The 13729-nt window shown below is 39.0% G+C and carries 9 protein-coding genes; 7 read left to right on the top strand and 2 right to left on the bottom strand.

The window, feature by feature from the left end:
• Positions 1 to 21 precede the first annotated feature (21 nt).
• Complete coding sequence (locus ACSBFT_RS03745) at positions 22 to 2616, bottom strand: sodium-translocating pyrophosphatase (RefSeq protein WP_463047797.1); 2595 nt, start codon at positions 2614 to 2616, stop codon at positions 22 to 24.
• Between the two features lie 103 nt (positions 2617 to 2719).
• Positions 2720 to 5584 carry a S8 family serine peptidase gene (locus tag ACSBFT_RS03740; RefSeq protein WP_489603549.1) on the bottom strand — a complete coding sequence of 955 codons (2865 nt, stop codon included), beginning with the start codon at positions 5582 to 5584 and terminating at the stop codon, positions 2720 to 2722.
• Positions 5585 to 5608: 24 nt separating this feature from the next.
• Here ACSBFT_RS03740 and ACSBFT_RS03735 point away from each other — a divergent pair, with 24 nt between their 5' ends.
• The 7 genes from ACSBFT_RS03735 (at position 5609) to ACSBFT_RS03705 (ending at position 13709) form a co-directional block, all read left to right on the top strand.
• Positions 5609 to 8083 carry a PIG-L family deacetylase gene (locus ACSBFT_RS03735; RefSeq protein ID WP_489603547.1) on the top strand — a complete coding sequence of 825 codons (2475 nt, stop codon included), beginning with the start codon at positions 5609 to 5611 and terminating at the stop codon, positions 8081 to 8083.
• A complete protein-coding gene (locus ACSBFT_RS03730; RefSeq protein WP_463047800.1) occupies positions 8080 to 9039 on the top strand; it encodes a vWA domain-containing protein in 960 nt (319 codons plus the stop codon). Before ACSBFT_RS03735 ends, ACSBFT_RS03730 begins: the two co-directional genes overlap by 4 nt.
• On the top strand, positions 9036 to 9707 hold the full coding sequence (locus ACSBFT_RS03725) for a hypothetical protein (protein ID WP_489603545.1): 672 nt from the start codon (positions 9036 to 9038) through the stop codon (positions 9705 to 9707). The genes ACSBFT_RS03730 and ACSBFT_RS03725 overlap by 4 nt, the downstream gene beginning before the upstream one ends.
• A 5-nt stretch (positions 9708 to 9712) precedes the next feature.
• Positions 9713 to 10657, top strand: a complete 945-nt coding sequence (locus tag ACSBFT_RS03720; protein ID WP_489603543.1) for a phosphoribosylaminoimidazolesuccinocarboxamide synthase — start codon at positions 9713 to 9715, stop codon at positions 10655 to 10657.
• A 1-nt stretch (position 10658) separates the two neighbouring features.
• A complete protein-coding gene (locus tag ACSBFT_RS03715; RefSeq protein WP_463047803.1) occupies positions 10659 to 11894 on the top strand; it encodes a pyridoxal phosphate-dependent aminotransferase in 1236 nt (411 codons plus the stop codon).
• A gap of 2 nt (positions 11895 to 11896) precedes the next feature.
• Positions 11897 to 12376 (top strand): DUF456 domain-containing protein, encoded by a 480-nt coding sequence (locus ACSBFT_RS03710; RefSeq protein ID WP_489603542.1) that lies wholly within the window; start codon positions 11897 to 11899, stop codon positions 12374 to 12376.
• 367 nt (positions 12377 to 12743) lie between these two features.
• Positions 12744 to 13709: a hypothetical protein gene (locus ACSBFT_RS03705; RefSeq protein ID WP_162628022.1), complete on the top strand. Its 966-nt coding sequence runs from the start codon at positions 12744 to 12746 to the stop codon at positions 13707 to 13709.
• The last annotated feature ends 20 nt before the right edge of the window (positions 13710 to 13729 follow it).

Below are 13729 nucleotides of genomic sequence, written 5' to 3'. Positions count from 1 at the left end.
TTTGATATAAAGATTCTATTCTTACTTCTCTCTCACACTAACCGCTATTCTACGGTTTTGAACTCTACCTTCTTCGGTGTCATTTGAAGCTACAGGATGAGCTTCACCATAACCTTCTGATTCCACTCTAGAATTATTTACTCCTAAACTCAATAAAGCAGACTTTACGGAAGCAGCTCTATCGGAAGATAACTTTAAGTTAGCATCAGGATTACCAGTATTATCTGTATAGCCACCTACTTTGATTTTTACATTTGGGAATGCTTTTAATATCTGAGAGATATTCACCACTTCTTTCATGGTATTGGCGTCAATATTCGCACTTCCAGTGGCAAAGTTCAATTGATTAAAATTAAACCAATTCTCTTTTCCTGCTTCCTCTTCAGATTCAATGAATCTAACCATGGACTCTTCTATACCACCTTTTTCAAAATCCAATGCCTTGCCTTCGCCAAACATAGAAATGGTATTAACAGGTAATTCTTCAAAAACGGGATAAGCATGTTGTTCTCCCACCACTCTATCTACCGCAATATGAGGTGCAATAACCAAAGAAACGATAGACATCAACTTAATAAGAATGTTCATGGATGGCCCAGACGTATCTTTGAATGGGTCACCTACGGTATCACCAGTTACTGCAGCTTTGTGAGCGTCAGAACCTTTATATTCCATTTTACCATTAATTTCCACGCCTTTTTCAAAAGACTTCTTAGCGTTATCCCAAGCACCACCAGCGTTATTTTGGAAAATACCCATCAATACACCAGAAACAGTTACACCAGCTAACAAACCTCCCAATACTTCTGGTCCGAACGTAAAGCCTACAATTACCGGAGTAATTAAAGTAATAAGCCCTGGAAGCATCATTTCTCTAATGGATGCTTTGGTTGAAATAGCCACACATTTATCGTATTCAGGTTTCCCTGTTCCTTCTAAAATTCCAGGAATCTCTCTGAATTGTCTTCTCACCTCTTCTACCATCTCCATAGCCGCACGGCCCACAGCCGCAATAGCCAATGAAGAGAATATGAAAGGAATCATACCTCCGACAAAAAGACCTGCTAAAACGTCTGCCTTATAAATATCTATAGAAGAAATACCTGAAAGACCCACAAAAGCAGCAAAAAGGGCTAATGCTGTCAAAGCAGCAGAGGCTATAGCAAAACCTTTTCCACTGGCTGCAGTGGTATTACCTACCGCATCCAAAGTATCTGTTCTTTCTCTCACTTCAGCAGGAAGCTCACTCATTTCTGCAATACCACCGGCATTATCTGCAATAGGGCCAAAAGCATCAATAGCCAACTGCATGGCTGTGGTGGCCATCATACCGGCAGCAGCAATAGCCACACCATAAAGACCTGCAAACTCAAATGAAAGATAAATACCCGCAGCTAATACCAAAATTGGAATAACCGTAGATTCCATTCCTACCGCTAAACCACCAATAATATTAGTAGCATGACCCGTTGAAGACTGATTCACGATAGACTGAACAGGTTTTTTACCCATAGCTGTGTAGTATTCCGTCACCCAAGACATCAAAGCTCCAACTATAAGGCCTAAAACGATGGCATAAAACACATCTAGACTTGTAAAAGACTCACCTCTGATAGACATTTCATGAGGTAAAATATACATGGTCAATGGAAATGAAGCAATACCCGTTAAAACGATAGAACCCCAGTTGCCGATATTAAGAGCCGTTTGAACGTTTCCGTTATCATCTTTAACACTTACAAAGAAGGTACTGATGGCAGAGAAAATTAAGCCCATACCTGCTATAAGCATTGGTAGTAATATTGGAGCCCATCCGCCAAAGTTATCATCAGAAGCAATCTCTCTTCCTAAAACCATGGTAGCTAAAATAGTGGCCACATAAGAACCGAATAAATCTGCTCCCATACCAGCTACATCGCCTACGTTATCACCCACATTATCGGCAATCGTTGCAGGGTTGCGAGGGTCATCTTCTGGAATACCCGCTTCTACTTTACCTACTAAATCTGCTCCCACATCCGCAGCTTTGGTATAAATACCGCCACCTACACGAGCAAAAAGTGCGATAGACTCTGCACCTAAAGAAAATCCTGCCAATACTTCTAAGGCCTTTTCCATGCCATGAGCATCTCCAGAACCCGTTACGAACATATTGAAGAACCAGATAAATAATAAACTTAAAAACAATACCGCTAAACCTGCCACTCCAAGACCCATCACAGAACCTGCTGTAAAAGATACCTTTAAAGCATCTTTCAATGAAGTACGTGCGGCTTGGGTAGTTCTTACGTTTGCTTTAGTGGCAATGTTCATTCCTACATATCCTGCAAAAGCCGAAACGACAGCCCCTATAACGAAGGCAACCCCAATTAACCAATGAGAATTTTCTACAAGCGTACCCGACCAAGTCAAAAGTATAGCAACAGCAACAACAAAAATTCCCATCACTTGCCATTCGGCTTTTAGAAAGGCCAAAGCTCCATCTGCAATCGCCTTTGCAATTTCTTGCATTTTTCCGCTTCCCGCATCTTGTTTAGTGACCCAACGAGCCTTAATTACCATAAAGAGCAGTCCAACAATACCAAGAATTGGTACTAAGTAAAATAATGGATCCATAAAATAATCTGGTTTACATTTTGGTTTTGTATTAACAATAGAATCAAAGTCCCGCAAATTAAGCGTTTCCTTAATAAAAAAAAATTAAAGTGCCTCTGCTAAATTAGTTAGGGCAATTCCCTATCTCAGCTTTAAAAACGGTCGTTTCCGTCGTTTCAAAACCTGCAGTCAAAAGTATAGAATTGGAGGCTACATATTTAATATGAGAACTTTCTCCAATCTGCTGAGAAGAAGAAATAGGTTTTCCATAAAAAAACTGTTCGCTACTGTTATTTAATTGACCACTTAAAGTTAATGGAGTATTACCATCTTGAAAGCTAAAAGGAATGTTAGTTATGGCTGGGCAGTTCCACGACTGAAGACAAGTGGCCGTTAAATTCAAAGGGGTTTTAACGTTATTAAGTACCACACCATCACCATATTTAATAATACCACTATGCTTCCACTCTATGGTGCCACTACACCCTAAGCCAAAAATTAGATAACTTTCTGTAGTACAAAGTGTCACAGGAGAGACTTGTGGAGCCGTACTAGATATCTTATAAGAATAAGGGACATTATTCTTATCCAAACCTGATAGCGTAAGAGAGCCAGAACCAGATGATGCTGAAATTCCAGAACCTTCTACAATTTTATTAATCTCTGAACTATTCAAAGAAATACCACCAATGGGATAGGCATAAACATCCGGAATACTTTTTACTTTTACTTCGGATTTTTCAGAAAGGCTGGTACAAAAACCTTCGCACTGACTCACAGCATAATAATTTTGAGTACCTATATTAGCGGTAGAAATTGTCAGCGTGTCATTGTTTGAGAGAAAATTTGTTAGTGCCTCATCCGCATACCACTTAACACTTGGCGGAGCCACAGGTTCCTTTGTCTTAATAATGACCGAAAAACCACTGACGCATAATGGGTCTAAGGTGGCGTCATCATCTGCTATCAAAGTCCATTTCCCTTGTGGAATCATATTCTGATAAACACTCAAATCACCACTAGCTTTAAAGTTGCCCGAAGCCGGCAAAGGATCTCCTATTAAAGCCTGCCCGTGAACATTAAAAACGGTAGTGACCACACCCGAAGTGCCACTTCCTCTTCCATAATCACTTACTCTCACTAAATCCACTTTGACTCCTTCTGGCGAAACAATACTAAAAGAGACCTCCTCGTTAAAGGCCGAGCCTCCACCGTCTGGAACATCGCAGTTATTATGTGTGCCACCGTCTTTCTTTTGCCAGGTAATAGATACGGAAATAGAATCTATTAAGCCGCCCAAATTGGAAACGGTTACTTGAGGATAATCTCCACTTTTCTCAAAACCATCAAACCCAACGACAGGCCCCACATAGTCAAAAGATGAAGGACCGTAGGCATCGCAATCCGTTGGAGTAGCTACCACAAAGTTATTTTCAGAACTACAGTAAAACGCTGATAAATCAGTCACGGATGGTCTTGGTGAGACATTCTGATTATGAACCACTTTTAAAACTTCTGATTCCACCACACAGGTACCTAAGGTTCTCACCAACTTATAGGAGCCTTCGGTTTTGGCGTATACGCTTTTAGCATTTGAAACACTGGTTCCATTAAAAAACCACTCGAAACTTTCTGTGGAGACCGGATTAATATCAAACAAGACAGAATCTCCTTTACATAAATAATTAGAACTTAAGGCAAAGGGCGACTCCGAAAACAGATTTACACCTTTACATGAAACCGCTGTCAGTAAATTAACCCTTCCACTACCTACTGAGCCAATGTAATTCGGATTTTTATCCTCTATATCATCCGACGTAATCTCTAAAATATATGCTATACTATCTGACGACAATGTTGGAAAACAAGCTTTTAAATATCCTGCACACGCTGCCACCAGCGGTGTAGCCATTGAAGTACCATTAAATGAAGCATAAGCATTAAAAGGTATGGTACTAATAATGCCCCTACCTGGTGCAGATATATCGACATAAGAACCAAAACTAGAAAAGCTACTTAACTGGTCTGTCATATCCAAGCTAGCTACAGCCATGACGTGGTTATATGCGGCGGGATATTGCAGCACATTGCTGCTTTCGTTTCCAGCTGCCGCAATGATTAGAGCACCATTGCCGTAAGCATCATCTACCACGTCTTGCTCCAATTGTGAAAAGCCACTTCCACCCCAAGAAAGACTAATTATCTTAGCTCCATGATCAACCGCCCAAATAATTCCTTCGAATCCGTGACTTATGGCTCTATTGCCGAAAATATCAGCATTACCTTTAACAGGCATCACTTTTACTCTGTTATTACTCGCAGAGGCCCCGCCAGTAATATTATTATTAACAGCCGCCACAATTCCAGCCACATGGGTACCATGAGAATAGCTGGCGTTTAAAGGTCTTGGGTCGGAATCATTATCTCCCACATCAAAACCAGAGACCAAATTTGCTGCTAAATCTGGGTGTGTGATATCAAATGCATTATCAACAACCGCCACTATAATGTTTTGAACTCCTGGGTTAACATCCCAAGCTTGAGGAGCTTTAATTTTATCAAGATGCCACTGCTGGCTGTAAAGTGTATCTGTCGGCGTGCCAATAACCTCTCTTTTTCTTACCCTTTCCGCGTATTCAATAGTACCATCTTCTTTCAGGTCTTTGAGTATTTGATCCATGGATTGCTCGTTGTCTATTTTTATTCTATAGACATTTTTAAGCTTCTCATTTTTGGACTTATAGAAAGGCGTGACGGCATAATCTATTTTAGAATTTAAATTCTCCACCGCCCTTTGAATAGTGGGAATCTCTCTTACTATATTTACAGCCGATGATGTCTTAATTAAACCTGGTCTAGCAAATTGAGCTTTAAGCCGAACATATATTTCACCATCAACAAAATCGTTGTTAATTTGCTGGCCCGTACAGATTGACACCGTAGCAAGCCATAAGAAAAAACCGAGATTAAATAATCGTCTGATAACCATAACTGTATTAGTAATTGCAAATTAATGAAAAAACTAAGCTTCCTCCTCTTAATCCTTTGTAGTTTTATTCAAAGGATCCATGCCCAAGAAAAGATATACGATTCAGGTGATTTAATACAGGGCTTAAACAAGCTTAATGTAGTAGGTTCTGCTCTTTATATTGCCGCTCATCCAGACGATGAAAACACCCTTCTGATTACCTGGCTTGCCAATGAAAAAAAGGTAAGAACGGGCTACATCGCCATGACAAGAGGAGATGGCGGCCAAAACCTTATTGGTACAGAAAAAGGCGAGTTTGCTGGCCTACTAAGAACCAATGAGCTCCTAGGTGCTAGAAGCATAGATGGTGGGGAGCAATATTTCACTAGAGCCAATGACTTTGGTTATTCTAAAACCACGGAAGAGGCTCTGGCTACTTGGGGTAAAGAGCAAATTTTATCAGATTTAGTTTATCGCATTAGAAAATTCCAACCCGATGTACTCATCACCAGATTTCCACCCGACGAAAGAGCAGGACATGGGCATCATTCCGCTTCGTCAATATTGGCTGAAGAGGCTTTTGATGCTGCCGCAAATCCTAAAGCTTTTCCAGAGCAACTTAAAGAAGTGGACGTCTGGCAGGCCAAACGATTGGTTTGGAACTTTTATAACAGAGGTTTTACCAATACACCTCCAGAAGACGACAGCAAATTTATCAGAATAGATATTGGTGGTTTCAATCCTCTACTTGGAGAATCTTATGGTGAAATTGGCAACAGAGCCAGAAGTATGCACAAAAGCCAAGGTTTTGGTTCTGGCCTTTTTAGAGGAGAAAGAATGGAGACATTGAGACATACCAAAGGAGAGCCTGCAGAAAATGACCTTTTTGATGGCGTAAATACCACTTGGAGTAGAATTCAGGGTGGGCAGCTGGTCACCACCATTATTAATGACATTAAAAGAAATTTTAATCCTGAAATCCCTTCAGCCTCTGTTCCTGCTTTAAACCAACTATACAAGTTAATGCAGACACTTCCAGAAAGTCCAATGGTGAAAAACAAGTTGACAGAATTGGAAAACTTGATACCAAAATTTGCTGGAATCCATATAGAAGCCAATGCCAAAGACTTCAGCAGCAGCCCAGGAGATTTACTAAAAGGTACGCTTAGAGTGATTAACCGCTCTCCTTTAAAGACTTCTTTAGTGTCTTTTACCATTGACCAAATCAATTATAAATCTGCTGAGCAAATTGACCTTAAAAATGGGGAAAGGCTAGAAATAGATTTCTCTGGAAATGTGCCTTCAAATACCGAGATCTCCCAGCCATACTGGTTGAAAGAAAAACATGACTTAGGGCATTATCAAATTAGTGACGAAGCTTTGAAAGGGCTACCCTTATCTCCACCATCCGTGATGGGAACTGCAGTGGTTAATATAGAAGGTTTAAGCCTTGAATTGCCTATTCCAGTAAGCTATAAATACGTAGAACCTTCTCAAGGAGAAATATACAGACCGCTAGAAATTAGTCCATTAGTCACGGTCACCCCAAATATTGGTTCTCTTATTTTTAGCAATACCACGCCACAAGATATCTTGGTAACCGTTCATGCTGGAATAGATAATGCCGTAGGTGAAGTCCACTTAAAATTGCCAAGCGGCTGGTCTTATACTTCTAGCAGCAAGAAATTCAATATTGAAAAGAAAAACACAGAAAGTACGCTAAGCTTTAGTATAACACCACCTAAAAGTGCTTCTCAAGGTGCCATCGAAATTAGTGCCTCCATAAATGGCAAAACAATAAACAATGCCAGAAACACCATTAAGTATGATCATGTCCCAGAAATCACCACATTTCCTAAATCAGAAGTGGAAATAGTTAAACTTGATCTTAAAAAGGTAGGTCATACCGTAGGATATATCATCGGAGCGGGAGACGACATCCCAGAAGCTCTAAAACAAATAGGCTACGCGGTAGATATTCTTTCAGAAAAAGATCTAAACAAAAACCTTTCAAAATACCAAGCTATAGTGATTGGCATAAGAGCTTATAATGTGCACGAATGGCTTCCATTTTATCATAAAAACTTAATGAATTATGTTAAAAATGGTGGAAATGTTATTTGTCAATACCAGACCAATGGTGGTTCAGATAAATTCTCGGATAAAATGGGCCCTTTTCCTTTTAGCATTAGTAGAGACCGAGTAAGTGAAGAGGATGCTGAAGTTAGGTTTATGGATAAGCAAAGCCCTGTTTTAAACAAACCAAACCTCATTTCTCAAGACGACTTCAAAGGATGGGTACAAGAAAGAGGTTTATATTTTGCGGCAGATTTTGAAAAGAACTACCAATCTGTTTTTTCTATGAACGACCTCAATGAATCTGAAAAAACAGGCAGTCTTATTTACGCCAAATATGGTAATGGCCATTACATTTATACTGGAATCTCATTTTTTAGAGAGCTGCCAGCAGGGGTTTCAGGAGCTTACAAATTATTTGCTAACTTGATTTCTCTTAAATGAATTGGAGCAAAACAATTTCTTGGTGGGAGATCTCCATCATCTTTACCTTTTTACTGATCTATGCTTTCTATTTCTATAGAATGTATAGGATAGGAAAGAGTTTGGGTAAACCCTCCAAGTCTATTTACTTCAAATTTTTTTTAAGAACGGCTTATATGGCCTTAATTATTATTGCCATTCTGGGTCCAAGTTTTGGAATATCAGAAACTGAAGCAAGGTCATCTGGAAAAGACATTCTTTTTGCAGTGGACTTGTCGGCTTCTATGGATTGCTCTGATATAGCACCAAGCCGACTAGAAAGAACCAAACTAGAAATCATTAACTTAATAGAACAGTCTAAAGGTGACCGAATCGGGGTTATGGTATTTTCTTCCAAAGCTTATTGGCAAATCCCTTTAACATTTGATTTGGCTCTTGTTAAAGAGTTTGTTACACTAATGAATACTTCCATGATGCCAAATCCTGGAAGCAATCTAGAAGCTCCTTTGGCAAGCTTACAAAAAAGGCTAGAGCCTGATTCTAGCAGTACTCGCTCAAAAATGGCCTTTCTTTTTACTGACGGCGAATCTTTCCAAGAAGTGACGGAGGAAACCAAAAAACTTTTAAAAGGATCTAAAGACCATCTTATTTTGGTGGGAGTTGGAACCCAAGCTGGTGCAGAAGTTCTAAAAAACAATAAACCAGTTTTATTAGAAAACGATATTCCAGCCATTTCTAAACTTGATATTATAGGGCTTAACAAATTAACAAGAAGCATCGGTTCTAAGTTATATTTTTTAAAAAACGAAAAGAATAATCTAGAAAATGCCTTGATAGATATCAAAAACATTCAGAGTACGGCCTTGGACAGAAACAAGTTATTGGTCACCAATAATAAATACCAGAACTTTCTGTTCGTTGCTCTTATATTAGTGGTGTTAGACCTTATCATCTCCACCAAAGTATTCCAAATTTGATACCTTTTATATTCCATATCCTTAGGTTGTTATTTAGTCTCATTTCCCCCTTTGACGCCAAAGAGAGGAACATCATCTATGCCGAATTTGAAGAATCCTACCGGCAAAAAAAATGTGACGCCGCTATCGTGCATTTTGAAACTTTAAAGCAAGAAGAACTGCCTATTACGGTGGAAATAAGACTTAAAGTAGCAGATTGCTTTTATCAATTAAAAGACACCGCCCGACAGAAAAAAGAGTTGGCTTACTTGTCTTACGTTCATAATCCTACTCAAAAATCAACGATACTTAATCAAAAAGCCATGTTGGCGGCATATGCTGGGGATACTTTAAATGCAATAAATCTCTTAAAAATGGCAATTGAGACAGAAAACACTAATAACTTTGCCAAAAGGAATTATGAGCTCTTAAAAAAAGTTTACCGTCCCAATCAAAACAGGACGCCACCGCCGCCTCAAAACGCTTCTAATAATAACCCATTAGAAAACCAAGGAGGCACCGTGGCAAAATCCAATGAAAAGGAAGACCAACTTAATAGTAGCAATCCACCAGCCATTGAAAGAGCCCAAGCTCTTAAGCTTCTGGATGCCATGAGGGCAAATGAATATAATAAACTTCCAATGCTTTTGGACGTCTCGTCCGACACGTTGGATTATGGAAATTGGTAATTAACATGAATGTATTAAAAGAATCAAATTTTAGTTTTGAAGGTCAGCAAAGCCTTTATCATGGCAAAGTAAGAGACGTTTTCGGTTTTGAAGACGGTTTGTTAATGATTGCATCTGACAGAATCTCTGCCTTTGATGTTATTCTTCCAGAGGCTATACCTTGCAAAGGACAAGTACTGAATCAGATTGCAGCTAAATTCTTAAAAGCCACGGCAGACATCGTTCCAAACTGGCTCCTAAGTGTACCAGATCCTAATGCCACCTTTGGACTAAAATGTGAGACTTTCCCTGTAGAAATGGTAGTGAGAGGCTATTTGGCCGGGCACGCCTGGAGAGAATATAAAAGTGGAAAAAGAGCGGTTTGTGGTGTAAAACTACCTGATGGTTTAAAAGAAAACGACAAACTCCCAAACCCTATCATCACCCCTACCACAAAAGCTCATGAAGGGCACGATGAAGACATTTCAAGAGAGGCTATCTTGGCCAATGGAATTGTGGCGGAAGAGAAGTATGTTCAGTTAGAAAAATACACGCTTGCCCTATTTCAAAGAGGAACCGAAATAGCCGCCGAACAAGGTCTGATTCTCGTAGATACCAAATATGAATTTGGAGAAAAGGATGGTGTCATTTATTTAATAGATGAAATACACACGCCAGACTCTTCTAGGTATTTTTATAAAGATAGTTATACCGAAAATCAGGAGAAAGGATTAGCTCAAAAACAGCTTTCTAAGGAGTTTGTAAGAGAGTGGTTAATAGCGAATGGATTTCAGGGAAAAGACGGACAAAAAGTGCCTGAAATGACACCCGAAAAGTGCAACGAAATTAGTATTAGGTACATTGAACTTTATGAAAAAGTGACTGGTGAAGTCTTTGTTCCTGCCAATAATGTAGATATTTATAAAAGAATTGAGGAAAACGTGAATGATTTCCTTAGAAACAGAGGATAAAATGAGCTATCTAAAAAGTGAACGCCTAAATAACCTTTCATACGCTATACGCGGGCCTATTTTTGATAAGGCTCAGGCACTTGAGGCGGCGGGACATAAAATTGTCAATCTGAATATTGGAAATCCAGCCCCATTTGGATTTGATGTGCCAGATGAAATCATGGAAGACATGATTTTGAATATGAGAAATGCCCAAGGGTACTGCCACCATCTTGGTATTTTTCCTGCCAGAAAGGCTATCATGCACTATACCCAGCAAATAGGCATTCATGATGTAAGAATAGAAGATATTTTTATAGGTAACGGCGTAAGTGAGCTTATTGTAATGTGCATGCAGGCCCTACTTAACCCAAACGACGAAATACTTATTCCTTCTCCTGACTATCCTCTATGGACCACAGCGGTGGGTTTGTCTGGCGGAAAGGCCGTCCACTATGTATGCGATGAAGAGGCAGACTGGAATCCTGACGTAGCCGACATGGCATCTAAAATCACACCCAAAACAAAAGCCATTGTACTTATCAATCCGAATAACCCTACGGGAGCGGTTTATGATAAAGACGTGCTAGAGCAGATTGTGAAATTAGCCAGAGAGAACAACCTTATGGTCTTCTCTGATGAAATATATGACAAAATCGTTTTTGATGGCAATAAGCATGTACCCATTGCCTCACTGAGTGATGATGTTTTCTTTATGACTTTTGGTGGCTTATCTAAAAACTATCGTGCTACAGGTTTTAGAGGTGGCTGGGTGATAGCCAGCGGTGCCAAAGAAAAAGCAAAAAGTTATCTCGAAGGGATAAACTTACTAGCCAGCATGCGTTTATGTGCCAATGTACCTACCCAGTATGCCATACAGACCGCTCTTGGTGGTTATCAAAGCATTGACGACTTAGTAGCAGAAGAAGGTAGATTAAGAAAACAGCGAGATTTGATTCATTACCGCTTAACGGATATTCCGGGTATTACCTGCGTAAAACCAAAGGGCTCTTTGTATGTTTTTCCTAAAATCGACTTAAAACAGTTTAGTTTTAAAGACGACGAACAGTTTACAATGGACCTGCTTACAGAGCAAAAAATATTGGTAGTTTCTGGTTCGGGTTTCAATACATTTGACCAATCTCACTTTAGAATTGTGTTTCTACCAAATTCCGAAACATTACATAATGCTGTAGATCGTATCAGTGAATTTTTAGATGAAAAAAGAGTGACTGTCAAACAAAAGGCCATATCATAAATATGGAAATATTCCTCTTAATCTTAGGCGGTGTCTTCTTAATTATTGGCCTTGTAGGTTCTGTTTTACCTCTTCCCGGCCCACCACTAAGTTTTGGAGGAATAATAGCCCTTCACTATTCTAAATACGCTCACTTTTCTGAGGAACTTCTTATTGGTTTAGGAATAGCCACGGTAGCTGTTGTGATATTAGACTATTACGTGCCTATCTGGGGCACTAAAAAGTTTGGTGGAACTAAGGCTGGCGTAAGAGGTTCTATGGCTGGTCTTATTATTGGGCTTTTCTTTGGTCCTTTTGGTATTTTTATCGGAGCTTTTTTAGGAGCCTTAATTGGCGAATACCTTTTTGGCGATAAGCGTAATGCCCTTAAAGCCGCCATTGGCAGTTTTGCTGGTTTTGCAGCAGGCATGGTCATGAAAGTTACGCTATGCCTTTTTATGATTGGTTATGCCATTAAGGCAGTTTGGGGCTTCTGGAATTAACAGAAGTTCAATATTATATTTATTATCTATACCCCAGCGGGGTATAGTATGATATGAATAGATATTGGAATAACCCGTCTTTATTTCAAATATAGCAGTAAAGCATTTGGAGGAATTTTGGCCACTAAAAGCCAAAATAGTGACAAATAACTAAAGAGTATGCTTACAATCTATTACCTCCAAATGGAAGGAATCTTTGGCTCAAACCCTACACTACCGCTTAATAAGCTAAAAACTCAATCCCTATTAATCAGAAAACGGGTATATCTAAACGAAACTCAATATAAAAAAAACCTTTATTTAACTGAAATATAGGAGATTAGCCCTTCGTTTCAAATACTGACATTCATTCAGTATTCACACACTTATGAAACACATACTTTTTATAGTTTTAATCCTTGCCGCCAGCTCTATGAGCTTGTTTATCTCTTGCAATAATCCTGATACTCCTGAGCCTGAAGTTATTGCGGTAGACTCCACCAAACTTAAACCCGAGCTTGATTTCTCTTATCAAATATTAGATAGTGGTTGGGTTCAGTTCTATAATAATACTAAAAATGTAAAATCTTCTGGCTGGGGAACTATTTGGGGAAGCACTAGTGGGAGTCCAAAATTTTGGTTTCCAAATGGTGAAGTCACAATTAGATTCAGAGGGATTTCGAAATTTGATGTTATTTCAGACACTACTTTTAGCTTTAATGTTAATAACTCAATTCCTCAAATAGACTCAGAACGTTTTGTTAAAGGGGTGTTTTTTGGTGATACTATTAACTTAAAATACAACTCCGAAATACAAAATTCTTTTTTAGGCTGGCCGCTCTTTTTTTATGGCGAAACTCCAGTGGCTGCCGTTTGGCCTAGCAATGAAGCATATATAATAATGGCAGATTTTAATGAAGTTAGTGGAACGGATGTAGTCAAATTAAGAAACCTTCTGAAAGTAGGAAATGTACCTTTAGTTAAATACAATACTGACACATTAATTAATGGAAACGTATTTATAAAAGAGAGACTAACAGAAGGTTGGAACTTTTTCATGAGTCATGTTTCGGGTAGTCCAGAGCTTTCTAATAGAAGGCAGGAAATAGTTTTTACAGGTACAGGAGAAGATGAATCTTTAGAAATAATTGATATCAAAGAAATATATCAAGCCCCCGTTTTTCCAGGATTAGAGACTACAGCCTTTATAGCTACTTTCCATTACCGAGGAAAGATTTGGGGTCAACCCACACAAACATCCTCCAGAGTTTATGAAAAAATCCCTGGAAGAGATAATATAGACCTTACTTTTGATGTTAAGTTCAATGTTTATCCAAAATGGGCTATGGAGTAGCATTTTCGGTAAAGTTACCA

It is taken from the genome of Arcticibacterium sp. SM2516, assembly GCF_057914865.1.
This window is presented reverse-complemented; position numbering and strand designations above follow the sequence as displayed.

Bases quoted from the DNA above. Each gene is read 5' to 3' on its own strand.
- ACSBFT_RS03745 (WP_463047797.1), bottom strand. From the start codon at position 2,616: ATGGATCCATTATTTTACTTAGTACCAATTCTTGGTATTGTTGGACTG.
- ACSBFT_RS03720 (WP_489603543.1), top strand. From the start codon at position 9,713: ATGAATGTATTAAAAGAATCAAATTTTAGTTTTGAAGGTCAGCAAAGC.
- ACSBFT_RS03705 (WP_162628022.1), top strand. From the start codon at position 12,744: ATGAAACACATACTTTTTATAGTTTTAATCCTTGCCGCCAGCTCTATG.
- ACSBFT_RS03710 (WP_489603542.1), top strand. From the start codon at position 11,897: ATGGAAATATTCCTCTTAATCTTAGGCGGTGTCTTCTTAATTATTGGC.
- ACSBFT_RS03735 (WP_489603547.1), top strand. From the start codon at position 5,609: ATGAAAAAACTAAGCTTCCTCCTCTTAATCCTTTGTAGTTTTATTCAA.
- ACSBFT_RS03715 (WP_463047803.1), top strand. From the start codon at position 10,659: ATGAGCTATCTAAAAAGTGAACGCCTAAATAACCTTTCATACGCTATA.
- ACSBFT_RS03740 (WP_489603549.1), bottom strand. From the start codon at position 5,584: ATGGTTATCAGACGATTATTTAATCTCGGTTTTTTCTTATGGCTTGCT.
- ACSBFT_RS03730 (WP_463047800.1), top strand. From the start codon at position 8,080: ATGAATTGGAGCAAAACAATTTCTTGGTGGGAGATCTCCATCATCTTT.